This is a genomic window from Sphingobacteriales bacterium, assembly GCA_016711285.1.
Taxonomy (GTDB): Bacteria; Bacteroidota; Bacteroidia; order Chitinophagales; family UBA2359; genus JADJTG01.
In genome coordinates, this window is record JADJTG010000002.1 from 76,504 (window position 1) to 103,170 (window position 26,667).

A 26,667-nucleotide genomic window follows, 5' to 3' on the forward strand; every position below is an offset into this window, starting at 1 on the left:
TATTATAAACTACTTACAATTTTAAGGGCTTCTTTTATTAATGTTTGTACGCTGTTAATGCCTGAAGGGTTGTCTTTCAAGGCTCTGTTTACTGCACGAACCGCCTGATTTTTAGAAATTCCAAGAGCGGATAATGCTTGTAACGCATCATCGGCAAAAGTATTGTGTGTGGCGGAAAAATTATTTTCTTCGGGCAGCGCAGTTTTGGCAAGGCGGTCTTTGAGTTCTAATACCAAACGCTGTGCGGCTTTGGGTCCCACCCCTTTCACGGCTTGCAACATTTTGAGGTTATTGCCTACAATGGCACGCTGCACCTCGTCGGGTGAGTAGGTGGACAATATCATACGCGCCGTTGCCGTACCCACCCCCGATACAGAGGTCAGCTCCAAAAACAGCATACGCTCCGCTTCATCAGCAAAACCATACAGCGTTGGAATTTGCTCTGCACTAATATAATAATGTGCATAAAGGCGGCAAGTGGTGGCAGAGCGTATTTTCTCGTATGTATATAAACTGATATGCAAAGTATAGCCTATACCGCTACATTCTATGATAGCGGTAGTAGGGCTAATGTGGGCAAGTTTTCCTTCTATATATGCAATCACTCGACTTTAATTAACGTTCTAACCCGCAAAGGTATAAAATCTACCATAGATTATGGTGTGTATTGGGCAATAAGTTTATAAAAAGCTGATTTATTCTCTATTTTCTTCATCTTGCTTTTTTATTTTTTATGCTATCGCTTCTTTTGCCGTGTAGGTAATATGTGCTTAAATTGTTGTAATAACAAAAAAAACAGTAATTTTGTACATTCATTTTTTTTTTATTTTTGATTATTTCTTTGCAAAAAAATATGTCTGATACGCTCCTTTTTACCATTGACGAAGAAAAAAAATATGCTGCCATCACACTGAATCGTCCGGCAGTACTCAACAGTTTCAACCGCGAAATGGCATTTGCCCTGCAAGCTGCCTTAGATGAATGTGCTGCCAATGATGCTGTACGGGCGGTATATATTACAGGAAGCGGGAAGGCTTTCAGTGCGGGGCAGGATTTGGCGGAGGTCAATGAAGTGCCTTTGCCCACCATTTTGCAGGAGCATTACAACCCGATAGTGAGCCGCTTGCGGGCATTGCCCAAACCAGTGGTGTGCGGCGTAAACGGCGTAGCTGCCGGAGCCCGGTGCTAATTTGGCTTTGGCTTGCGATATAGTAATAGCACGCCGCTCGGCTTCTTTCATACAGGCGTTCAGCAAAATCGGCTTGATACCCGACAGTGGCGGCACTTATTTTTTGCCGCGTTTGGTGGGTTTTGCCAAAGCTGCTGCTTTTATGATGCTCGGCGAGCGCGTAAGTGCGCAGGAGGCGGAGCGGCTCGGAATGATTTACAAAGTAGCAGAAGACGACTCTTTTGACAGCGAAACTCGCAGCATTACCGAACAACTCGCAGCAATGCCCACCCGCGCTTTGGCATTTACCAAAGCAGCTCTCAATGCTTCACTTACCCAAAATTTGGAGCAGCAATTGGTGCTTGAAGACCGCCTCCAGACACAGGCTGCACAAACTTATGATTATCAGGAAGGCGTAACGGCTTTTTTAGAAAAACGCCCGCCTGTTTTTTTAGGTAAATAAATTTTTCTCACCGCTTATATCTCGCCGATATGTTTGAGGGCTTCGCGGCGGCTCAAAGGCGCAAGGTGATATTTGGCAACCACAGCACGCACAAAAGCGGGGTCGTGGCGGGCTACATTGCGCAATGCCCAACCAATGGCTTTTTGTACAAAAAACTCCTTTGAATATTGGCAATGCGCAATACATTCTTCCAGCACCTCATAATGTGTTTTTTCTTTGTATGACAATTGAAAAATAAGCGAAACCCGCTGCAACCAAATATTAGAGCTTTTGTTCCAGTGCTCCAGTATTATCGGCTCTATATGCTGCGGATAGCGTTTAAAATAATCGCCTATCAGCGCACCCGACAGGTGATCAACAGAGTCCCACCACGATTTTTCTGTAATAAGTTGCTCTATAATTCCTATACTTTCTTCCAAGTGCGCACTTTTGGCTTTTTTCATCACATCTACCGCCAAGTATTGAAATTCACGCTGCGGCAATTGCCATAGCTGCACTGCCGCCGACAAAGCTGCCGATGCCGAAGGTACGCCATATTGGTCAAAGTATGTCTTATTCAACGAGGCTCTTTGCGGCGAAGTAATACCCAAAAACAGAAAATGATTTTTCATATATTTAGCCATACCTATGGCTGTTTCGGGTTGTGCCTGCAGATGGTAGTTTTGTACCAAAACCGACAAAGGAGTATCTATAAAATCAGGCATCTCAAGAAAGATATTTTTATTATTGTTTGACGACAAAACTATAATAACAGGCATTTATTTTCAAATAAATATTCAAGTAAATTAGTTGCCAGTAAAAAAACATTATAGTTTTTTTTATTGTTTTTTTAAATAATACTTTAATAAATAAAAATTATACATATATTAGCAGACATCTTTTGTCTAAAAGTGATTTATATCATTTAAAGAGATTTTAAAATAAAATGATAAGTATCTTCCTTATTTTACTATATAAAATCAATATGATAACTCATTGATAAAGAGACAAATGGTGCTTTTTAGACATTTTGTGCCAATACTAAGTGTTGCTGATACCAAATAAATCGTTGAACTTTGTTTTCAACCTTACTTAGAAACATACCAGAACTATGATTGAATAACTACTACTTTATTTATCTGAAGGATATATCATGTGGGTTAAAATTTATTGCCCACATGATTTTCTTTCTAAGCTAAGTAGATATTATTTATTTTAAAATTGTTACAAATAATGAGAAAATTTGTATTGTTTTTTGCGATTCTTTCGCTGATGCAGTCCGTAGTATGGGCGCAAAATTGCTCTAATGAGCAATGTATAGAGGCTTATACGGGCATTGATAACCACGCTTTTTATTTGGCAGATATTGCCGGAAGCCCACAATATTTTTTTGACAGTAATTCGGGAAAATTTGAAGAATTTCCCGATGGTACTGCTCATTTGACAGGTGTGTTGGTCAATAAAGACGACCCCTCCAAAATGTGGGCAGCCGATGTGTGGTTTAAAAATAAAATGGACTATGCCACTTGGGAAGCTATGTCGAATCCGCCACATTATAAAGGCGACCCTTCCAATGTCGGTTTGAATTATTTGAACTGGACGTATTATACAATGGACTCGGGCAATGACGGCAAAAAAAGCCGCCTCACTGGTGGCGCAGGTTCTTATTTTGATGGCTGGGAGCTTTATCTCACACAAGATACTGATGGTAATAAATATACCACTCAGGTAGGTACTGCCGCCAACGACTTCAATACAGAGTATGGTATGTCCACTTGGTTTACCTATGTCGGGCACGATGCACAAGGAACAGCGGTGGTACAAAGTCGCGGCGATATTAACATAGATTTTTGCTCGCCTTGCAGTGGAGCTTATACCCTTAGTGTTCCGGCGGCTTTTGGCACATTCAACTATATGTTGTCGCCTTCGGCAGGCAATGTGAGTGCCAGTGGCAGCAATTTGACAGTAACCGGTTTGTGTGCGGGTAATTACACGTTTTATGTATATTATCAAGATGGAACTTCGCAGCAGTTTCCGTTTAGTATTGCGCCAAGCGGAGGCAGCGATTTTACATACAGCGTTGCTACCAACGATGGAACGGTGGGTACTTGCAATGCTTCTGCCCAAGTTACCTTGTCTTTGCCCTCCGGCGGCGATTACAGCTATACTTTCAATGAAAGCGGAACAGTATCTAAAAATGGAAATGTGTTGTCGTTGAGCGGATTATGCTGCGGCAGCCATAGTATTCAGGTACAATACGGCAATTGTACCAAAGACATCTCTTTTTATACCGCTTGCCAGACTTCCTGTAATTTGACGTTTAACACATTAAATACAATCGGTACGCCCACTGCTGCTTGCAATGGCAGCGCGCAAGTGACTTTAACCTTACCCGAAGGTGTAAGCACCTATACCTATAATTACTCCGAAGGCGGCGCTGTTACACAAAACGGCAATACTCTGTCATTGAGCGGCTTGTGCTGTGGTTCGCGCACACTCACTGTAAATTTCGGCAACGGTTGCAGCCAAAATGTAGTAGTATATATTCCTTGTTTACAAGAAGATTGCAATGCCGACACACAAATTACCACTCAAGGTACAATTATCGGTACTTACAATGGTACGGCTACGCTCACAGTAGATTTGCCGACGGGTATTTCGCAATACAGTGTGGATTTTAATTATCCTTATGCCACTACTACCATCAATAACAATACGGTTCATTTTACGGGTTTGGTATGCGGCAGCTATGAGGCTACATTGCACTATGGAGCAGGCTGCTCACAAACCGTTTCTTTTGATGTTCCTTGTTTGCCAAATCCCTGCTCCGAGCCTAATGATTATTGTGTAGAAATTGGTCATTCCATCGCTATTTGTCCTACTTTTTGCGATTTAACCGACAATTTTACTTATAACTCTATTCACAGTGCCTTGGGTGCAGTGGTACAAATTCAAAACAATTGCTTGTTGTATGCGCCTTTGGCTACTACCCTCACCAACGATGTGCTTACGCTCACTGCTACCGACAATACAGGTACTACTCAAACCATTGCTTTGGATATTCAAATCGGTAATTGTGACGGCTCATTTATTTTTGCGGTAGATGATTTTGTACAAACGCCTTACAATATTTCTATCGGTATCAATGTATTGGCAAATGATTTATTGCCTGCTGACTGCGGTTCGGCGGTGATTACCAATATCAGCACCCCCAGTTCGGGTTCGGCGGTTATTCTTAATAATTTGGTGATTTATTCGCCGAGTTTCAATTTTACGGGAGTCGCCACTTTTGAATATACCGTTTGCTGCACCAATACCGGTGTTTGTGATGTAGCTTTAGTAACCATTACTGTATTGAACCAAACCGAAATATGTAGTTTGCCCAGTGAAGTATGTTTAGAACCCGGCGAAACAGCTGTAGTATGCCCGCAAGTATGCGAAATTGAAGACGCTTCGGTGAGCCAAATTATCAGTGTTATCGGTGCAAGCACTCAATTGTTGCCAAGTGGCTGCATTTTATATACCGTTCCCGAAAATACTACTGCTTCGGTAGATACACTCGAAATTATCAGTTGCAACACCGCCGGCGAATGTGCCTCTAACTTTGTGTATATCAGCATCGGCGACTGCCCAAAATTGGGAGCAATGCCTGCCGACGACCATTTGAGTATATATAAAAATGCTCCTGCCGTATTAGATGTATTTGCTAACGATGCAATGCCCGAAGGCACTTTCGTTGCTTATTTCACGATGCCACAGCACGGTACTTTGGAATTTAATGCCAACCAGCAATTTGTGTATCAGCCCGCTAATGACTTCATAGGCGAAGATTATTTTACTTATTCCATTTCACGGCAAGGCGAAGTTGTACACCGTGCCGCAGTGGGTATTGAAGTACGCGATGAAGTGATTGGTTTTTCGCCGATAGAAGATATACAACGCCAAGTAGCTACCGGTTTTTCGCCTAATGGTGACGGCGCAAATGACCGCTTCTTTATCAATACTGTACCTGCTATGCAAGCAGTAAAATGGATTGTATTCGACCGCTTCGGAAAAGTTATATTGGAAGAAGACGAAATCGCCAATCAACATTCGCTTTCGTGGAACGGTACTTTGCAAAATAAAGGGGAAGTTGTTGCCGAAGGCACTTATTTCTATGTGGTAGAATATATAATGAATGGTAAAAAAGAGCGTTTCTCAGGAATGATAGAATTACAGCGATAATAAATAATTCGGTTGAAGTGTATTTTTTTATTGATTTTTAAATAAAAAAAAGCGTCTCTGCTCATCGCGGGACGCTTTTTTTACAATATAAAAACGAGATTAAGTGCTATTTTTTATAAAGAAAGAATAAAAGGCAAGATATAATTGGCACTGATAAAACCGCCTACCATAAAACAAATAGTGGCGATTAAAGAAGGTAGTTGCAAGGTAGAAAGCCCCATAATAGCGTGCCCGCTGGTACAACCTCCGGCATAGCGTGTGCCAAAACCTACCAATAAGCCGCCGATTACCGTCATTATAAAACCGCGCACTGTCCATACATCGCTCCAATTAAATAATTGTTCGGGTACTAATCCTTCAATTTTTGTAATGCCATAAGTGCTGAGTTCTGCCGACAAGCGCGGGTCTATGATGATGCTTTCGGGATTGGACAACCATTGCATACTGATAAAACCACCTATTAAAATACCTGCTACAAAAAACAAATTCCATATTTCTTTTTTCCAGTCGTACTGAAAAAACGGAATATTGGCAGGCAAACAAGCCGCACAAATGTGGCGCATAGATGAACTGATACCAAAAGATTTGTTGCCGATGAGCAATAAAGTAGGTACAATAAGCCCGATAAGGGGACCTGCTACATACCAGGACCAAGGTTGGCGGATAATTTCTAATAGAGTCGTCATAAGTTGCTGTTGCAAATCAACAAGTTTTATATGTTTATTTACTTTCTTTTTAAAATACAAAAAACGATTTTGTTGTGGTATTAAAACCTTATTTCTTCTATTGTGTATTGGGGTTCATAAGCGATACTTTCGCGCACCTGCGTTATGGGTAGCGGCGCATTGCTGACAGTGAGTATATCCAAAAAATTACTGCTCATACTCACCGAATGTACGCCCGATAGTGCCGCGATATGTTGGCTCACCGTATTTTTACAGCCTACACAAGTGATGCCTTTTATTTCAAATAATTGCACGGAAAGGGTGTCGTTTTTGCGCCACTCGCCCCATAATTCAAAGGTTGCCCGCGCTTTAACGGAATGTTCGCTAGTATTCCATTTTTGCGGTATAAACGCCCCTTGAAATAAAGCCTCGTACTCGGCGCGACTGCCGCCAAAAGGAGGGCTGTTTTCAAAATCCCTGTCAAACCAAAGCCCCACCAGCAAACCGTTTTTATTCAAAAGGCGGTGCATTTGCCACACATATCGCTGCCGCATCACTGGCGGCAATGCACAAAAGAAAGTTTGCTCAATGATGAGGTCGTAAGTGTCGGTATGAGCAAAAAAATCGCCCTGCAACACGCGCACCGTCGGAAAACCGACAAATTTTTGTTGCAACAATGCTGCCGCCGTAGGCGAAATATCCAACAGAGTGATATTCGTAAAGCCCTGTTGCGCCAGATATTCGGCTTCGTAAGCAGCCCCGCAGCCCGGAATGAGGATAGCGGCATCTTTATGCGGGTAGCCGTCTATAAAATGTTGGATAGGCGGCGATACCGCGCCCAAATCCCAGCCGGTTTGTTGCTGCTGCCATAAATTATCCCAATATTGTTGGTCAAAAGGATTGTTGCAGTCGGTAATACAGCATTGTATTTCGCTCATGATGATTAGTATTTTTTTTAGATGCTATAATAATTAGCACAAAAATAAGCCTATTATTTATCATCTCATTACAACACAAAAAAGACTGCCAAGTGTGTAATAGAAATTACTGCTTCGCAGCCTTTTTGTTTACGAGACTTCTTCTTTTCTTATCAATGAAATACCTATCTTTCTTAACTATAAATCAACCTGACAATGTTTTATTTCATCACCTTACTTTGGCACACAAAGTCGGTGGTAGGAATATTAGTTTCTTTGGCAACGGCATTATAACCACCCTGTACTTCGGTAAAGTTGCGGTAACCGCGTGCCTGCAAAATACTCGCTGCTATCATACTGCGGTAGCCGCCGGCACAATGCAAAAAGAAATGTTGTTGCGGGTTGATGTCTTTTATCCAGTCGTTGATGTAGGCTAAAGGCTTGCTGTATGCCTCTTCGATGTGTTCGGCGGCATATTCGCTTTCTTTGCGTACATCTACTACTACGCTTTCGCCGATTTTTACGCGCTCGGCAAATTGTTGCGGCGTAATGCGGTCAATGGTGTCGCTTTCTTTTTGGGCAGCTTGCCACGCCTCAAAACCTCCTTTTAGGTAGCCCAGCGCATTATCAAAACCAATACGGCTCAGGCGGGTAATGGTTTCTTCTTCTTTGCCTTCCGGTGTCACCAACAACAAAGGTTGTTTTACGTCCATAATCAAAGCACCTACCCAAGGCGCAAAGTCGCCGTCTAAACCGATATTGATAGACTGAGGAATAAATCCTTTGGCAAAATCGTTTTGGTTGCGCGTATCCAAAATGAGGGCATCGCCGTGCTCGGCAGCTACTTCAAATTCTTCTACATTCAGCGCACGCATACCTTGCAACAGTACCGTATCAAAGTTGGTGTAGCCGCCTTTGTTCATAGCCACATTCATACCAAAATAGGCGGGTGGCGGTGTAAGTCCTTCAATCACTGCTGCTATAAAAGCATCTTTGTTGGGCTGATTGAGAGCGTAGTTCATTTCTTTTTGATGTCCTAATGTATCTACGGTTTCTTTCATCATATTTTTGCCGCAAGCACTACCTGCTCCGTGCGCCGGATATACGATAACATCGTCAGCCAAAGGCATTATTTTATTCATCAAACTGTCATACAATAATCCTGCTAATTGCTCTTGTGTGAGATTGGCGGCTTTTTGTGCCAAATCAGGGCGACCCACATCGCCCAAAAAGAGTGTATCACCACTAAAAATAGCGTGGTCTTTGCCGTTTTCGTCAATGAGCAAAAAGGTACTGCTTTCCATCGTGTGACCGGGGGTATGCAACACTTTTATTTTCACGTTTCCGAGGTCAAAAACCTGTCCGTCTGTGGCAATGATGGCATCAAAAGCAGGAACGGCGGTAGGACCATAAACGATGGGTGCGCCGGTTTTGCGGCTCAAATCCAAGTGCCCGCTCACGAAATCGGCGTGAAAATGGGTTTCAAAAATGTATTTCAGGCGCACACCGTCGCGCTCTAAACGGTTCAAATAAGGTTGCACCTCGCGCAAAGGATCAACGATGGCGGCTTCGCCGTTGGACACAATGTAATAAGCACCTTGTGCCAAACAACCGGTATAAATTTGTTCTACTGTCATACTTGTATAATATGGAAATAGTTAATAATGTAGTTTGTAATCTTTTTTTAAATTGAAATGATGGTATTGATAAATCAATATTGCAGACGGTGTATTTAATGAAAAAACAATTCTTTAATAATAATATAAACGCCCATTGCCAATACAAAATAACCGAAAGCGGGTTTTAGTTGTGTGCCGTCTATTTTTTTGGAGAGGGCACTGCCAATAAAAATCCCCGCTATTGCAAAAAGTGATACTCCCAGCAGCAAGTACCAGTTCATAGCTTGCAGGTCGCTTTCGCCCAAAAATCCCAACAACGACTTGGCGGCGATAATCACCAAAGAAGTACCGATGGCTTCTTTCATCGGCAGTTTGCTCAACAGCACCAAAGCCGGAATGATTAAAAAACCACCGCCTGCCCCCACTAATCCGGTGAGCGTACCCACCACTGCTCCTTCTGTAAATATAAGCGGATAGTTGAATTGCTGCTGTGTGGTATCAGTGTCGGCGGCAGGTGTTTTTCCTTTTTTTATCATACTAAACGCCGCAGCCACCATCAGCACCGCAAATAAAATAAGCAAAAAAATAGATTTGCTCATCACAAAATCTCCTACACGAAATAATTCTTTTGGCAAAGCAGGTACTAAGTAAGCACGAGTAAGAAATACGGCGATAATGGAAGGAATACCAAAAATAACTGCTGTTTTTATATTTACCAATCCTTTTTTGAAATAAGAAACTGCACCTACTGCACTCGTAAGCCCCACAATAAAAAGAGAATACGCCGTAGCAGGCACTGCATCAACTCCAAACAAATACACCAACACCGGCACTGTGAGAATACTGCCACCGCTTCCGATAAGTCCGAGCGAAACACCGATGAGTACCGCAGATAAATAACCTAAAAAATCCATTACTGTTGTTTTATGGTGCAAAGATGTTGCGATTTTTGTTGAGATTCGGTGATAAAAGTTACATTGTGTGAATTTCACCTCCCTCAGTCCCTCTTAGCCTTTTGAAGGCAGCAAGCATTTAAGGAGCGACAAATTTTCCATCGGCGAGGGGGTTTTGGAGTGTTGGGTGAAAATACGGTAAAAATACACCCCCTGCGGCAAACTCGGCAACTGCCAGCGACTGCCCGAAAACTGCGCTTGCTCCACCATTTTGCCGCTTACATCGTAGAGTTGTGCCTCGCAAGGCGGTAGCTCCGCCCAAAAGTGGAGGGTATGGTCGGCGGCGGTGTAGGTGGCGGCGATGTGGTTGCCTGTGAGCGGCGGCATCGTTTCGTTGCCCACTGTCCATTCTTCGGGGCATTGCTCGGTGGTGCCGATGCGTATGCACTGACCCACGCTCAGGGTATCACAGAAGTAGGCGGTGAGCGTTGCCCAATATACGCCGTCTTGGGCATAAACGTGCTGCTGTGTAGTGCCTGCCAAGGTAGGCTCTGGTTCGCTGCCATCGCCGAAGTCCCACCACAAACTATACGGCTCGCCCCGAAAGCCCAAGGTGTCGGCGGTGAAAGTGACATCAGTGCCGTTTTGGGTGCTTTGGAAGGTAATGTTGGGATTTTCCAACAAGCCCAAGCAATTGGTATGCAGCAAATATACATTGGCACGACCGCCGTTGAACATAAAATTACCCTGCTCATCATACACGGGCACACTCTCTAAACCACTTTCGTATCTGCCCGTTACCCAGAGTGTGCCGTCTGTATCGCGCAAGAGGGCATAGCCGTAGTCGTCTTTCTCGCCGCCGTACAGACGCTGCCAAAGCAGATTTCCCTCCTTGTCTAATTTACTGATAGTCGTTTGTATGGTAATACTATTTTCAATATAGGTACAACCTGACATAACTATATCGCCATTGGGCAAAATTGTTGGAGTCGTCAGACTGCAATCTTTCATTAAATTTTTACTCTTCCAAATTATATCATAAGTCGAAGGAGCAAGTTTTACAATACAGGCAGTATCTGCATTTAAATCAGCATACATTCCATATACATAGCCCAAACTATCAATAGTAATGGATTGCATAGATTCAAAAGTTTCCCAATCAATAACATGTTGATGGATGATATTTCCCTGAGAGTCAAATTCTATCAAAGCTATATCTGAGCTTTCTTGTACAAACCAATTTATTGTACAAGTAGCTAAATAATTACCATTAGGCAATGTTATTAATTGTGCAATACGATTATTCCCTATATACCCCTCTATGACCTTATCCCAGAGTAGATTTCCATTGTGGTCTATTTTTACTAAGTAGGGTTGCCAAAAATACTCCTCCAAGCCGTATTCATACATATAGCCCCCTATCAAAAAGCCTCCATCTTCCGTTGATATAATTGTGTAGGGGTAAGTCACCTTAGAATTATCACCTATGGCTTTAATAGATAATAATTCATTATTTTTATAAAAACAGGTAATTATTCTAGATTGGTCTGCTTCACTGTAACTTAGCTCTGCTCCCACAAAACAATAGATGCCCTCATTGTTGTTTGCTATACTTTGCAGTCCTGCACTTTCATAAACAAGCGTATCACAAGGATTGATAGCAATTCTATTAGAAGTGTCGCCTTCTGCACTCAATGATATAATAAAACCTTGCCAGTTCTTATCTGACCAGTCAAAATTTGAACCATAAGCCAAGTATTGACCATCAGACAGCATTATTATTCCTTTTCCATTTTGAATATCTGTTATGGCAAAATTTTTTTGAAAAAAACTTTGAGCTATGCAGCAATGATTGCATAAGAGCAATACAAGTAATATTATCTTTTTCATGATATTTATAATTTTAAGAAAATGAAAAAGCAGAACTACCGCAAGGGTAGTTCTGCTTTTATAAAAAATATTACTTCATCAACACTATTTTACCGCTCCACCAATCCGTTCCATTAGCACACTCATATACATACATACCCGCAGGCAAATGAGCTATATTGCAAATATAGCGTGTTCCGTTAATAGAAGCCTGATATACAATATTTCCCTGTATGTTTTTAATACTTAGTTGCCATATAGTAGTATTTTTGGTTGGAGGCAACTCAAAGGTATAAATACCTATACTCGGATTGGGATATACACTAAGGGTTTTATCGGATTTTGTATCATTGAGTTTGGTGCTACTTGTAGTTTTGGCTGCCGCCTCGCAAGGCTCAATAGTTGCCAAAGCATAGCTACCTTGGGTCGCTATAAAGCCGGGTAGCAATTCTATAAATGTTCCTGCTCGGTACTCGGCACTCGCACCCGCTGCCACGCTGTCGGCACTCCGAATATGGTGCGTGGCGTGGTAGTGCAGGCTGTCGCCGCTCAGGTAGCTGCGGCGCAGGTCGTAAAATCGTGCGCAAGCGGGGTACGCATCGCAGGCATCGGGGATAAAGTCGCCGTCTGCATCTTGCAGGTCGTCGCCACTACTGCATACATCAAAGGCATCGCAAATACCGTCTGCATCGCTGTCGGGGTCGGCGGCTTGGCAGCCGGAGGGCAAATAAGCCAAACTATCCTCGGCGGGCGGCTCTGCCATCTCATAATGCGCCTGACGGAAAGTTTCCAAGAGGCTTTTGGCTTTGGCTGCTATAAAGGTAGGGGTGTCGGCGATGTATTCAAAGGTAGTTTGCTGCGCCGTACTCATTTCGGCAGGTGTTTTGCCGATTTCTGCTATATCCAATAGCGTGTGGTAGTAGCTGCGAAAATAGTAGTCGTCTAAGGCTTCGCTATGCGGGGCTGCTGCCGCCGAACCCGCCGGCAAGGTATTGAGGGTGCTGCGGGCGGTGTTGTATTCGCCTTTTTTGAGGTAATGCGATACCAAAAGGCGGCTGCTCAGGCGGTCGGGCACACAAGCCACCAGCGTGTGCAGCCCTTGCCACTGTTGGTGGCGGCGCAGATAAAACAATTTGTTGCGCAGCCCCCTCTACTTGCTCTTGCAGGGTGGGCAGGTTACAGATTTGCGCTTCGCTCAATAGCGGCAACCTGCCGCAACGGTCTTGCGGGTTCAAATTTGGTTCACAAGGTGCTACAGTTACCGAGCCGACCCACTCATTGGGGTAGGTGACAATAGGGGGTATATTGTTGGGCAGGTTCTCGTCGTCGCGATACCAATAAGTAAAGGCGGCATTGGTATTGCTGTTGATGTCGGAAAAACTGACACCGCAGGTGAGGGTATTGCCCAATACATTGCTATGGCAGCCGAATACATTGAGCGGTACGAAGTTGTCATCAACTAATCCGGCACAATCACCCTGTATTTTCAGGGTGCCTGTGGCGCGTATGCCGCCGCCGTAGCCTTGTATATTATTGCACCAGATGTCCATATTGCTGTTGTCGCCGTAGGTGCGTATGGCGGCAGAAGTGCTGTTGCTAAATTCATTGTTGCGCACTTGGTTCAGGTGGGCTGCGCCATTTACACAATACAAGCCCTGCGTCTGACGATTGATGCGGTTGGTGTTTTCTACCTGTATATCTGTTCCCACGAGCGTAATACCCAAATCGCCGCCGATATTGCCGTTATCGTCGATGGTATTGCCAAAAATACCGCCATTTTGCCCTTGCAGATAGATGCTGCGGGTGCAACGGTTGAAGGTATTGTTTTCTATCACTGCCCCCTCGTTGTTTTCAAATGCTACCCCCTGAAAAGCGCGGTCGTAAATACCTCTTTGGCAATCATTAAAGAAACTGTTCTCAACATGTAAAAACCGATTGGCGTAAGAATCCACTGCTATACGCAAATTATTAAAAGTATTTTGCCCGCCAATATCTAATGTAGCCACCGTAAGCCCCTGTATGCCTATGCCCCAAGAAGCAGCATAGTTAAAGGGATATTTGAATAGTCCGGTGTGTGAAAAACTAGATTGATAAATTTCGGAAACATCAGTAGGCAACCATATATTTCCCACCGCCTGAATACCCTTGTAGCAATTGATAAAAACGGCTCTGCTCATTAAAGCTATGCTGCCGCCCAAATTAAATTGCCCGCCGCCGTTGTTATTGCCCAAAGGGTCGGGATTATTGATGCTACTCAAAGGGAGGGTAGCGTCTAATTGTGCCCAATCATACACGGGTGTTCCCTGCAAAGCTACCCCAATGAGGGCATCGCGGATAGTAGCCACTTGTATAAAAATACTGCCGAAAGGTGCGGCACCGTTGTTGCCCTCTACCCGTATTCCCTGCCACATACAATCGCCTGCACTTTGTAGCACTGAGCCGCCGTTGATAATCAGGTTGCCGCCCGCCTGCACCACGATGCGCCCCAAAGGTCCGAAGTTCAGTGTTTGCCCGCTAATGGTGAGGGTGCAGCCGTTGGGTACGATAATATCGGCGTTGATGAGGCTTTCGTCTCCGGTGGCGGTGTTCCAGTTATAGGCAGTGCCATTGAGGGTTTTGGGAGTGGTGAGTTGGTAAGTGATACCCACATCACAAAAAGCGGCGGTGCAACCCGCATCTACCGCAAAGGTAAGCGTAAAACTGTTGGGGGTGCAGCCGTTTTCTTCCAAAGTATATACATATTGGTTGGCGTAGGTGGCGGATACGGCGGGGTTGATGTTGAGGTTGGTTAAAGGTGCGCCGTTCAAAGTCCAGTTACCGTTTTCGGGCAGGTTGTTGTCTTTTATAAATTGTGCCAAATTGAAAAGTGCATCGGTGGGGCAGATGCTCACTTGCATATCAGGCAGGGGAGGCGTACAGGACAACAATTCGTGTATGCCTATTTCGGGCATCGTCTCTTGCGCTACTTCCGTGCCAAAAAAGTCCGTTAAATTCAAGGGCGTATCGGTGCCGTTGTTTCTCAAAAGCGAGGTGCTTTCTATTTGATAAAAATTTTGTAAATGGTCGCGTAGCGTATTTTCAAAATTCCCCAAATTCTGCACGCCCGCTCCGTCATAAGCCGTACCCGCATTTCCGGCATCTAATAATTGCGGGTCGGCAAGCGTAAAAGTAGGGGTATTGTTCATTGTTGAGGTTTCAAAATTATTCGCATTTCCGGCATTATACTGCCCTTGCAGGTCTTCAAAGGAAATGGACGGCGCAAAGCAACCCTCATCTGCAAAAAATAAAGGGGCTTCACCGCCACGCCAGTAATTATTGTGTTCAAATACCATATCGGTAGCAGTACAAGTCAAATAACCCAATCGTTCATTTTCGGTGGTGCTAGCAAAAATATTATTTTCAAGACTTACTTCATAAAAACTGCTGCCCGCTATCCAAAAAACAGGATAGTCGTGCTCTGTTCCTCTGTGTGCTCTATAAAAAACATTGTTGTAGATTTGTGTATTGTTCACCGAAATATCTAAGTCCCCACTCTCGCAAGGAATTACTCCCGCTGTCCACATATACAAACTCGCCGATTCCAACAAAGCCCCGTTAATGGGCCACAAGGGGTCGGTTTGTGGGACATTAATAACGGCAGGTAATAAACCATTCTCTCCACCCGGCACATAAGCATATTGCGCATCATTTTGACTTACATTGTAGCGAATGACATTGCCATTATGGTTGATATTCGGCATACCCGCAGCCAGCATACCGCAATCATAACCCTGCGCAATCAGTATGCCCGGACCTATATTATCGTGCGAATAATTGTATTGAAGTGTGGAGTTCGTGACACTGTAATCAAAATCAAAGCCGCCGCCGTCTCGTGTCATAGATTTATTGTTATACGACTCGCAATGTTGTATGGTAATGCCGTCCGAAAAACAAGTCCAGATGCCCACCGGACCCGAAGGACCATTGTTATTGTCGCCGTTGTCACAGGATACGCAACGCTGTATAGTGCCGCTTTGTGTGCCGAGTACCTTTAATACCACTCCCGAATGGCTGTATTTTTCAGCATCAGGGTCAGGTGAGGTATTAAATACGCCGTTCGCATCGTAGGTTAAGCAGCGTTCTATCATTACATTGCTGTTCGGATAAGTAAGATTTTCATTATATGCCCGCATATTGCCCTCTATACTAATGCCATAGTGGGGGTTGTTGTGTATCTCGCAATCAGCAATATAGATATTATCATAACCAAAGGTTGCTTCGGTTGGAAAACTGTTATAACTTGATACCAAAATCCCTGTTTCGTCAAAACTGTGAATTTCGCTATCTTCTACACTACAATTCTGCAAATCGGCAGCTATGTAGTTGCCAAAAAAATACACACCATAGCGCACCTCCGCATTGTCGGCAGGCTGTAGGTCTAAGTTCTGTATATGTACGCCCCCTACTCCTTCCACTAAAATGGCAGCAGAAATATTATAATTAGTAGAAGGAAACGCCAGAATTTGGGCGGTAGTGCCGCCGCCATAAGGAAGTATTTCTACATTGGCATCTTGAGGCGTAGCATTGCCTATATTTGCATCATTTGCATTGGCTGCATTCAGACAAGGGTGTAAATTACGAATATGAATTTGCCCTGTGTGTGGGTTTGCTGTATTTAAAAACAAGCGGATAGGCGTAGTATTGTTATAAGTGGTGGTAGCGAGGTTGTCGCAGTTGGTAGAAGAAAATTTACTAAGAATAAGGTCATTAATACGCTGGGAGGCTTCTGCTAGGCTTTGAATAGGCGAAACAAGCGTACCCACATTAGCATCATTGCCTAACGCAGCATCTACATATATATCCTGCCCGTGCAGCCTGCCCTTGTTACAAAAGATTACGAATAGAAGCATCGCCGCATATTTTAAAAGATGAAACGATGAGGGGGGGTACATCATGTGCGTAACACTACGCGCGAGGGAATTTTTTTGTTTCATGGGTTAAAAACATTTTTTAGTGATAAATGATAAAAAACAGGGAGACAAGTAAGTTTTTTTCAGTGATAAAAAGACAAAACCGCACTCCCTAACGGCAAATATAACGCTTTAATAAAAAGCGTGCAAGTTTTTTTTAGGAAAAAACAGAAAATAAAACACGCAATAAAATAAAAGTTGCCGATACCTCTGGTAGGTATCGGCAACTCGTCAGTTGGCATCTTTCGTGCTTTTCGCCTATACTTCCGGCTCGGCGGGCGGTGCTACAGGCGGCGGTGCGGGGGCATCGGTCACATAACGGCGGTTGTAGTCGTCAATACTTTCCAAGGCGCGGTCTAAACTCGCATTCAGGTCGCGGGCGTTCTGCAAAGAGCGGTGCGCCAAATCGGTGTGGCTCATCAACTCCACCCCCAAAGCCAGCACGGTGTCATCTATGAGTTCTGCCGTTTCTTCCGCCAGCACTTTGAGGCGTTTCCATTCGTCGTACAGCTCCAAGAGGGCGGTGTAGTCGGTGAGTGCAAAACTGCGCGGCAACTCGCTTTCGTATTCGTGGCTGATGCGCCAGAGTTCGCGCACATAACCTTCGCGCCCTTCGGCAACGGTGCGTTTGCCTTTGCGTTCTTCATCGCTCAGGCTTACGGCAAAACGGCTCAGGTGATTTTTGCAGTCGCGCAGGGCGGCAACGGCATTTTCCATCTCGGCGGCACTCAGGCGGCGCGAGAGGTCTAAAAATCGTTTGATACTCATCGTGGAAAAAAATGTTTTTTATGAGTGATTGGCAAAATCGCCGTTTTTATAACGTAGGTCATCAAGAAATATTTTATCCAACTTTGACAAAGTTCGAACTTTGACAAAGTTATCAGCGAGGGTAGCACTTTCTTAGGTGCAGTGCGATACCTATCCCGCCGAGGGTAGCAATTCTTTAGGTGAACCACGATACCTATCCCGCCGAGGGTAGCAATTTATTAGGTGAACCACGATACCTATCCCGCCGAGGGTAGCAATTTATTAGGTGCAGCACGATACCTATCCCGCCGAGGGTAGCAATTTATTAGGTGAACCACGATACCTATCCTGCTGAGGGTAGCAATTCTTTAGGTGCAGCACGATACCTATCCTGCCGAGGGTAGCAATTTATTAGGTGAACCACGATACCTATCCCGCCGAGGGTAGCAATTCTTTAGGTGCAGCACGATACCTATCCCGCCGAGGGTAGCAATTCTTTAGGTGTAGCACGATGTATATCCCGCCGAGGGTAGCAATTTATTAGGTGAACCACGATACCTATCCTGCCGAGGGTAGTAATTTATTAGGTGAACCACGATACCTATCCTGCCGAGGGTAGCAGTTCTTTAGGTGAACCACGATATATATCCCGCCGAGGGTAGCAATTCTTTAGGTGCAGCACGATGTATATCCTGCTGAGGGTAGCAATTCTTTAGGTGCAGCACGATGTATATCCTGCTGAGGGTAGCAATTCTTTAGGTGCAGCACGATGTATATCCTGCTGAGGGTAGCAATTCTTTAGGTGCAGCACGATGTATATCCTGCTGAGGGTAGCAATTCTTTAGGTGCAGCCATTTTACCTCTCTCAATCCTTCCATTTCACAGGAGGGAGGTTTTTTTATCTCAACTTCTCAACTTTGTCAAAGTTCGAACTTTGACAAAGTTACCCTCGCAGCCGATAACGACCCCGATGCACTCTAAAAATCCTAAAAATCATTGAATCCTGAAAATCAAGGTTCAGACATTTAGATACTGTTTTAGATTCTTTTTTAAAACCTGTTCCAAAAATTTTAATAGGTTCAATAGAAAGAAAAATTAGCGAAGCTCTCAAAAATGTAATATTTTTACGCGGTGTTGTGCATCAAACGTTTTTATCTTTATCATTCATTATTCAATATTTTATGGCATCAATTCTACAACAAGTGGCATTCGTAGCACTCGGCGGCGGCGCAGCATATATGGCATCGCGGCGGTTTGGCGATGTAATACGCAACATACGGCGCGGTAAAGAAACACATATAGACGTAGGCACTACGGGTGAGCGTTGGAATAATGTGTTGTTGGTGGCATTGGGACAGAAAAAAATGTTTAAAAACTGGATTCCTGCCGTGTTTCACCTGTTTATTTATGTCGCTTTTCTGTTTACACAAATAGAAATGATTGAAATTGTAGCAGATGGCTTGCTCGGCAAACACCGCATTTTCGCAAAGCCTTTGGGCGGGCTTTATACTGCTGTTATCAGTAGCATCGAAATATTGTCGGTCTTGGCGTTGGTAGCAACTTTTGTATTTTTGGCGCGGCGCAATCTGCTCAAAGTGCCGCGCTTTTGGAAAGCCGAAATGAAGGGTTTTCCGCAGTTGGACGGTAATATTATTTTGTTGCTCGAAATACTCCTCATTACGTTTATATTTATGATGAACGGAGCTGATACTGTATTACAACAACTCGACCCTGCCCACTACCCTTCTACGGGCAATCTGGCAATCAGTTCGTGGTTGGGACCTGCTTTGTTCGGTGGTTTGGGCGAAAATACACTGCATTTTATAGAACGCTTGGGTTGGTGGGGACACCTGACGGTGGTGCTTGCTTTTTTAACATATCTGCCGTTTTCCAAACATTTACATATTATCCTCGCTTTTTTCAATACTTACTTTGCCCCTTTGCAGCCCAAAGGTAAGATGAATAATATGCCGGCGGTGGCGCAAGAAGTAGCCTTGATGCTGAACCCTTCGGCAGCAGCACCGCCTCCTTCCGATGCCGCCCCGCGCTTCGGAGCCAAAGATGTAGAAGATTTGACCCGCCAACAACTGTTGTCGGCATATACGTGTACCGAGTGCGGACGCTGCACCGCCGAGTGTCCTGCCAACCAAACGGGTAAAAAATTGTCGCCGCGAAAAATAATGATGGACGTGCGCGACCGCTTAGAAGAAAAGACAGCGTTGGAAAAACAACACGGTGCGGGCTACGATGACGGCAAAAGCCTCCACGACCGCATCTCGCGCGAAGAAATCAACGCCTGTACCACTTGCAATGCCTGTGTGGAGGCGTGTCCGGTACTGATTAATCCTTTATCTATTATTTTGGAGTTGCGCCGCTATAAAATTATGGAGCAAAGCGACTCGCCCGCCGAGTGGAATTTGATGTTTACCAATACCGAAAACAACGGTGCTGTATGGCAGTTTGCACCGCAAGACCGTACCAAATGGCGCGATGAAATGTTGGCGGAGGGGTAAAAGTTCTTTTTCAGAAGCATATTAAAAAAACACTATAAGGCTGCAAAAGTCTTATGGTGTTTTTTTTTATAATCCCCAGTAATAAGGAACAAGAATCATCAATATTATCCAAAGGATAAAAGTAAGCAAACCTCCTACTTTTAAAAAATCTATAATGCGATATTTCCCCGGACTGAAAATGATGATACAAGCCGGCTCAAAAGGCGTAATCATAGATACCGATGCCGCCAAAATAATACCAATAGCAAAGGTGCGTTCATTAGCACCCAAAGTATGCGCCACCTGAATGGCTACGGGCAGCACCACCAAAGCAGCGGCGGCATTTGACATCGGTTGCGTGAGCAGCATCGTGAGCAACATAAATCCGCCCAATATTGTCAGCGTACCAAAAGGAGCTAATATTTTCATTATTCCATCTGCCAAAAAGCTGTCTGCACCGGTATTGCTCATAGCTGCGCCAAAAGCACTCATTGAGCCTATCAGCACCAACAAACCCCAGTCTATATATTGATAGATTTTTTTTATATCAATGGCTTTGATGGCGAGTATGCCCAAAGTAGCCATCAAAAAAGAACCACTCAAAGGTAGCAGTTCCAAAGAGCCGCATACAATGGCTATTCCGAAAAACAACAAACTCAGCCAGCCTTTGCGCAAAGTAGGAAAATTGGCAGTTTGAATTTCTTCCAGAACAATAAATTCCACATTGCTGCGCAGGCGTTCTATGCTGTCTTTTTGCCCTTGCAACAACAATACATCGCCGGCACGGATAGGCATGTGTGCAATTTTTTCTATTACGTTTTCGTTGCGGTGGTGCATTGCCAAAGCGGTGAGTCCGTAGCGATTGCGCAAATTAATACTCTTAATAGTGCTACCCACCAAGGGCGACTGCGGCGTAACCACCACCTCCGCCAACGATAAATTGTCGCCCATCAAATCGCTGTCGTTGATGATTTTTCCCAAAATATCAATGCCTTGTTGCTGACGAATGCGCATCAATTCGTCTCTATTGCACTCTACTAACAATACGTCATCTTTTTGCAAAGTAAATACTGCCTCCGGAAAAATAGCTTCTTTGTTGCGAATGACTTTTAAGATATTAAAATTAAAATTACCCAATTGTTTGGCGGTATCTTGTAAGCGTTTGCCGATGAGGGGCGAGTTAGGCAGTACTACTATTTCGCTCAGGTAAGAGCGGATATTGTATTCATCTGCGACGCTTTTGTCGGCGTGGGCAGGCAACAAACGATAGCCGATAGTGCTCATAAACAGTACGCCTACCAACATGAGTATAATGCCTACGGGCAAAAACTCAAACATAGCAACGGGAGACAGCCCGCTGCGCGCCATCAGTTCGCTGCCCGCAATATTGGTAGAAGTGCCGATAAGGGTGCAAGTGCCGCCGAGCAAAGAGGCGAAAGCCATCGGCATCAGGAGTTTGGAACTACTGATCTTGAGCTGGCGGCACACGCTCACCGTAGGAGCCAAAAAAATAGCGGCTACGGTGGTATTGTTCATAAACGCCGACACCGCACCCGCCAACAGCATTAAACTTATCAATAGCATTTGCGGCGGCATTTTACCCAAAAAAGTAATCCGCTGTGCTATCCAGTCCATAACTCCATTGTGTTGTAATGCGGTGCTGATGATAAAAATACACGCCAGCATCACTACAAAATCACTTCCGAAGGCAGCAAACGCTTCTTTAGGCGTTAGAATATGAAACATCAGGAGCACGGTCAATAAACCTATTGCCACTACATCTGGCGGTATGCGCTCCCACGAAAACAACAACACCGCCGCAAGCAATAAAAAAATAACCAACGCAATGCCCATATTAGAAAAGATATTTTTAAAAGAAAAAATTGTCGTATTCCTCGCTTTTACCTACGCCCACGCCCAAAAATACTAAAAAAAAGCGAATATTTTTGATTAGCTCAAAAAGTATGAGGATATTTTTGCCGTGAATGGCATCATTGAGAAAAAAACAATATTTGGCAGATATACACACCTTTTATACAACAATAAGATAAAGTTGCCTAAAAATCAGCCTTTATACCCCATTCCACAGCAAATTTGTTTTGAATATTTTAATCGCCATTGCCAATAAAATAACACCAAAAATACGGCGCAGTACTTCAATGCCGCTATTGCCGAGCAGACGTTCAATGAGGGGCAAAAAACGCAATACTATATATACAATAATAAGATTGAGCAATATGCCGATGGCAATGGTGTAGGGGTCGTATTGGGATTTGAGCGTGATGATAGTGGTGAGTGTACCGGCTCCGGCAATGAGCGGAAAAGCAATAGGCATCACTGACACGGTGCGGGGACTGGCTTCTTTGCTGCGGAATAAATTAATACCCAAAATCATTTCCAGCGCCATTAAAAACAATATAAATGAACCCGCCAAAGCAAAAGAAGGCACATCGACACCAAAAAACGACAACATACTCGCTCCCAAAAACAAAAATGCAAACATAATGCCTCCCGATACCAAAGTGGCACGCAAAGAATTGATATTGCCCGTTTTACTGCGTAAATCCAAAAAAATAGGAATAGCACCCAATACATCAATTACGGCAAACAAAGTAAGGCTTACACGCAAAATTTCTTTTATATCTAATTTCATAATTTATTATATTTTAATGATAATCAACATACTTCGCGAGTATGCTGTTTTTATGGTTATGAAAGGGACAAAGTTCATATTTTTTTATGGTAACTTTCAACAAAAAACCTTAATTTTGCTTGCACATCAACCGTACATCTCCATATTATGCCCTACTATCATCGTTTGGGAAATATCCCGCACAAAAGGCACACTCAATTCCGCAAAGCCGACGGCTCACTTTACTCCGAAGAGTTGTTTTCTACCGAAGGTTTCTCCGACAACTACTCCTTATTATACAGTTGTCAGCCGCCTACTGCCATTACAAACGTAGGCGATGCGTATAGCGTAGCCCCTAAAACTGCTTTCAGCAAACAACTGAAACAGGTCAATTTAAACGGCTTTCAGATTGCTCCCCGAGCCGATTATTTGGAAAGCCGCACCCCTGTATTAGTGAATAACGACTGCCATATTATTTTGGCAGCACCGCAACAGTCGCTGCGCAATTATTTTTATAAAAATGCTGATGCTGATGAAATGATTTTTGTGCACGTGGGCTCGGGCGTATTGCGCACGATGTATGGCAACATTGATTTCTCTTATGGCGATTATCTCATTATTCCGCGCGGCACTATTTATCAAATAGATTTTCATACCGCCGACAACCGCCTGTTTATCGTGGAGTCGTTTCACCCGATAGAATTTCCGAAACGCTACCTGAGCAAATACGGACAACTGCAAGAACACGCTCCTTTCTGTGAGCGCGACATTCGTCCGCCACATACCCTCGAAACCCACGACGAAAGCGGCGAATTTTTGATTAAAGTAAAAAAACAAGGCAATATCTATCCGTATTATTATGCGTTTCATCCGTTCAATATCGTAGGCTGGGACGGCTACAGCTATCCGTATGCACTCTCTATCCACGATTTTGAACCCATCACGGGCAGAGTGCATCAGCCGCCGCCCGTACACCAAACCTTCGATACTCGTGCTTTTGTGGTGTGCAGCTTTGTGCCGCGCCTCTACGATTATCACCCGCAAGCCATTCCTGCACCCTACAACCACAGCAATATCGACAGCGACGAGGTACTGTATTATGTAGATGGCGATTTTATGAGCCGCAAACACGTTGAAAAAGGTATGATTACGCTGCACCCGGGCGGTATTCCGCACGGACCACACCCGGGCACCATAGAAAAAAGCATCGGAGCCAAAGAAACCCGCGAGTTGGCGGTGATGGTGGATACCTTCCGACCTTTGCTGCTCACCGAAGCTGCTTTGGCTATTGAAAATCCCGACTATTACCGCTCTTGGTTGGGATAAATAAATGGATAGTGTTTAGTTTTGAATGATTAGTTATTAGTTAATTGCATTATTTCCAATTTATTATATCATTGATTATCATTCAATATTTAACACTACCAATAAATGAGGATTTTTTTTATAAAAAACCACACCGCCCCAAAATTGATTTTTGAGGCGGTGTGCTATAAAAAGATTAAAATAAACATTAAGACTTTAAACAATTTGTTTTTCTGTCAAAACAAAATTTTCTTTCTTATTAATAAATTCAGTTTATAATGCGTTTAAAAACTTAATCAAATTATCCCTATCCGTTTTTGACAGGTTTTTATATTTTTTTTGACTGGATTCCGCTTCTCCGCCGTGCCACAAAATAGCTTCCTCCATCGTTTTTGCCCTGCCATCGTGCAAAAAAGTAGCATTGGGATTAATAACGTGCGTGAGACCAATTCCCCAAAGCGGGGGTGTCCGCCATTCTTGCCCGTCAGCTAAAAATGTCGGGCGATTATCTGCCAAACCTTCGCCCATATCATGCAAAAGCAAATCCGTATAAGGATAAATAGTTTGATTGGATAAGGCTGCTATCTCGTGTACACCCGTCGTATGTTTGGGTGTGTGGCAGCTCTCACATTCAATCTGACTAAACAATTCCCGTCCTCGTATTACCTGCGAATCAGAATAATTTCTTTGCGCAGGCACCGCCAAAGATTGGAAGTAAAAAGCAAATAACGATATAGTTTCATCATCAACATCAAGTGTGGCTTGCGTTCCGTCTATGCAGTTCGTTTGCCCTTCACAATGTTCATCGGGAAAATAAAAACTAGTCAATCCCATATCGTTGTGGGCAGCACCTGCGGCTTGCTGTGCGGCTGTCGGTTGCTCCGCTTTCCACCCAAAACGCCCCAATTTAAAGGTTTGCTCCAAAATATCCCATACCATGTTGGGTTTTCCAGTGATGCCATCTCCATTAGTGTCGGTTTCATCGGCGAGTGCCATAATACTTGATGACGGTATTGCCTCCAAAAGCCCCAAACCATGTACAGGAGGCGCATTTCTCGGTGATATAAGTACATTTCCGGATAAAGGCAAATAGGTATCTGTGATGGTATAAGCAGGTTTGTGCAAAGTAACTTGCTGCCCATCAAGAAAACTGACAATCTGTGTAATTTCCGACTTAGATACCTTGCCTTCCGGTGCTGTGCCGAAAATAGCTTTATTTTGCAGTTGTCCGCCAAACTCCGGAACAGCAATAATTCCGCCATTAGCATTTTGTCCGGTCAAGCTAATACGCAGTAAGAGTCCGCTATTCGGGTCGTTATCCATTTGCGGAATCATACCGCGCCCATTGCGAACATGGCAGGATTCACAGGAATTTTGATTAAAAAGAGGACCCAGCCCTCCAAACTGAACAGCAGGCGCACTTACAAACTGCTGACCAAATATCCCATCAGCCAAGAAATGACGCTCCACTCCGAACGCATCTAAATTAGGCAAAGGAAACGTAAAAGCATCAGGACCCGTACTGAAAACCGTACAATCTCCTCCTGCCATAACCGACTCGGGAATCATAGTTTTTTCGTCTTCTTTACGACAACCCAAACCAAACAGTAGCAGTGCAATAAAGCAACTTTTAAGTAATTTATCCATAAAAAAAAACAGTTTAAAGATTAGAGATAATCGGCAAAACCTTTTCTTCCAATGTTTTCTGTAAATTTCTTACGGCAGTTTGAGCCGCTTGTACAGAAGTGGGATTATTGAACACGGCATCTGAAAATGTACCCGGAATATTCTCTATGGCTGCAATTGCCACATTTATTTGCTGTAAAACCTCTGTATTCACCGAACTGTTTTTTTCGCCAACAATAGTGGAGAGCGATTTTCCGTTGCCGAAGGTACTGAATTTACCGGTATAAATATTTTGTATGCTGCGCATATTATCGGTAAAATCGGCTTTGGAATTAGCACTAAAACGTGATTCTTCCAAAGACAAATCCTGCTGGCTGAAAGGATCATTTATTTTTCCATTGGCAACCTCATCGGAAATAATGATTAAAGCATTAGTGATTTCTTCAAGAGCAGATTTTTGGCTGATATACACTTGGCTGCCGTTGCCGGCATCTAAAATGTTCTTTATAAAATTTTCGCCATCGGGTTTCCATAAATAGTATAATTCCTGCGCATCTATACTCAATACTTCTGCCGCCGCCACAAGGTATTCAAATTCGCGCGATGTAAAATCAGCAATTTGTTTATTACTGCTTTCACTCCACAGCAAAAATTCAATCGTATGAAATCCCTTTAATGTTCCTTCTTGTTGGTCCAGAAACTCTGCTGTGAGCGCATTGTTGCTCAATAAAACATTATTCAAATCTGTAACATTTACAGGCCAGGAGTCTAAAGAAGGGTCCAAACCCTCCTGCTCCACCGGACCAAACAAAAAGCCCTCCGACTGCTCCCAAGGCAGACGAGTTTCTACCCAAGCTGCTTTAGCCCCTTCAAGATTAGCCGAGGTGGGGTTGTTTTTGAGGGTTTGAGCGGCGATATACAAATTCTGCGCTTTTGCTGCTAAGTCCTCGTATGTTTGGAGGATTACGTTTTCTCCAATATTGGAGAGAATATCCTTATAATCAGCCGTAGGCGTAATCGTTTCATCTTTTTTACAAGATGTAACCAATAAGGCTACTACTAAAAAAGCACAGATTAAATTAAATTTTTTCATTTTTTATTTATTCAAGTGATGATGAT

The 26,667-nt window shown here is 43.7% G+C and carries 16 protein-coding genes and 1 pseudogene; 4 read left to right on the plus strand and 13 right to left on the minus strand.

Translation table 11 applies throughout. The features are described from left to right. Window positions 1-2: 2 nt before the first annotated feature. On the minus strand, window positions 3-605 hold the full coding sequence (ruvA, locus tag IPL35_00555; protein MBK8441979.1) for a Holliday junction branch migration protein RuvA: 603 nt from the start codon (window positions 603-605) through the stop codon (window positions 3-5). Between the two features lie 248 nt (window positions 606-853). On the opposite strand from ruvA, the pseudogene IPL35_00560 reads away from it, so the two are divergent. After that, window positions 854-1,631 (plus strand): annotated as a pseudogene (locus IPL35_00560) (enoyl-CoA hydratase/isomerase family protein). Between the two features lie 14 nt (window positions 1,632-1,645). Here IPL35_00560 and IPL35_00565 read toward each other — a convergent pair. Beyond that, the gene (locus tag IPL35_00565; GenBank protein MBK8441980.1) at window positions 1,646-2,335 is read right to left on the minus strand and encodes a DNA alkylation repair protein; all 690 of its coding nucleotides are present in this window, start codon (window positions 2,333-2,335) and stop codon (window positions 1,646-1,648) included. A 508-nt stretch (window positions 2,336-2,843) separates the two neighbouring features. On the opposite strand from IPL35_00565, the gene IPL35_00570 reads away from it, so the two are divergent. Next, window positions 2,844-5,834, plus strand: a complete 2,991-nt coding sequence (locus IPL35_00570) for a gliding motility-associated C-terminal domain-containing protein (protein MBK8441981.1) — start codon at window positions 2,844-2,846, stop codon at window positions 5,832-5,834. A 113-nt stretch (window positions 5,835-5,947) separates the two neighbouring features. On the opposite strand, the gene IPL35_00575 is transcribed toward IPL35_00570, so the two are convergent. The 7 genes from IPL35_00575 to IPL35_00605 all read right to left on the minus strand — a co-directional run bounded on the left by IPL35_00575 (window position 5,948) and on the right by IPL35_00605 (window position 17,514). Next, window positions 5,948-6,520 (minus strand): YeeE/YedE family protein, encoded by a 573-nt coding sequence (locus IPL35_00575; protein ID MBK8441982.1) that lies wholly within the window; start codon window positions 6,518-6,520, stop codon window positions 5,948-5,950. 80 nt (window positions 6,521-6,600) lie between these two features. Then, entirely contained in the window at window positions 6,601-7,437 is an 837-nt protein-coding gene (locus IPL35_00580; protein ID MBK8441983.1) for a methyltransferase domain-containing protein, read from the minus strand. A 200-nt stretch (window positions 7,438-7,637) separates the two neighbouring features. Further along, complete coding sequence (locus IPL35_00585) at window positions 7,638-9,053, minus strand: MBL fold metallo-hydrolase (protein ID MBK8441984.1); 1,416 nt, start codon at window positions 9,051-9,053, stop codon at window positions 7,638-7,640. Window positions 9,054-9,148: 95 nt separating this feature from the next. Next, complete coding sequence (locus IPL35_00590) at window positions 9,149-9,949, minus strand: sulfite exporter TauE/SafE family protein (GenBank protein ID MBK8441985.1); 801 nt, start codon at window positions 9,947-9,949, stop codon at window positions 9,149-9,151. A gap of 93 nt (window positions 9,950-10,042) precedes the next feature. Beyond that, window positions 10,043-11,704, minus strand: coding sequence for a T9SS type A sorting domain-containing protein (locus IPL35_00595; protein ID MBK8441986.1), 1,662 nt, complete (start codon window positions 11,702-11,704; stop codon window positions 10,043-10,045). A gap of 1,046 nt (window positions 11,705-12,750) precedes the next feature. Further along, window positions 12,751-16,770: a right-handed parallel beta-helix repeat-containing protein gene (locus tag IPL35_00600; GenBank protein MBK8441987.1), complete on the minus strand. Its 4,020-nt coding sequence runs from the start codon at window positions 16,768-16,770 to the stop codon at window positions 12,751-12,753. Between the two features lie 234 nt (window positions 16,771-17,004). After that, on the minus strand, window positions 17,005-17,514 hold the full coding sequence (locus IPL35_00605; protein ID MBK8441988.1) for a hypothetical protein: 510 nt from the start codon (window positions 17,512-17,514) through the stop codon (window positions 17,005-17,007). Between the two features lie 1,160 nt (window positions 17,515-18,674). Between IPL35_00605 and IPL35_00610 the strand changes: the two genes are divergently transcribed. Then, window positions 18,675-20,006: a (Fe-S)-binding protein gene (locus IPL35_00610; GenBank protein ID MBK8441989.1), complete on the plus strand. Its 1,332-nt coding sequence runs from the start codon at window positions 18,675-18,677 to the stop codon at window positions 20,004-20,006. Between the two features lie 66 nt (window positions 20,007-20,072). On the opposite strand, the gene IPL35_00615 is transcribed toward IPL35_00610, so the two are convergent. Both IPL35_00615 and IPL35_00620 read right to left on the minus strand, forming a co-directional pair. Continuing rightward, a complete protein-coding gene (locus tag IPL35_00615; protein MBK8441990.1) occupies window positions 20,073-21,839 on the minus strand; it encodes an SLC13 family permease in 1,767 nt (588 codons plus the stop codon). Window positions 21,840-22,056: 217 nt separating this feature from the next. Continuing rightward, on the minus strand, window positions 22,057-22,638 hold the full coding sequence (locus IPL35_00620) for a MarC family protein (protein ID MBK8441991.1): 582 nt from the start codon (window positions 22,636-22,638) through the stop codon (window positions 22,057-22,059). A gap of 147 nt (window positions 22,639-22,785) precedes the next feature. On the opposite strand from IPL35_00620, the gene IPL35_00625 reads away from it, so the two are divergent. After that, window positions 22,786-23,943, plus strand: coding sequence for a homogentisate 1,2-dioxygenase (locus IPL35_00625; GenBank protein ID MBK8441992.1), 1,158 nt, complete (start codon window positions 22,786-22,788; stop codon window positions 23,941-23,943). 252 nt (window positions 23,944-24,195) lie between these two features. On the opposite strand, the gene IPL35_00630 is transcribed toward IPL35_00625, so the two are convergent. Then, window positions 24,196-25,569: a thiol oxidoreductase gene (locus tag IPL35_00630; GenBank protein MBK8441993.1), complete on the minus strand. Its 1,374-nt coding sequence runs from the start codon at window positions 25,567-25,569 to the stop codon at window positions 24,196-24,198. A 13-nt stretch (window positions 25,570-25,582) separates the two neighbouring features. Next, the gene (locus IPL35_00635) at window positions 25,583-26,641 is read right to left on the minus strand and encodes an imelysin (GenBank protein ID MBK8441994.1); all 1,059 of its coding nucleotides are present in this window, start codon (window positions 26,639-26,641) and stop codon (window positions 25,583-25,585) included. Window positions 26,642-26,667 lie beyond the last annotated feature (26 nt).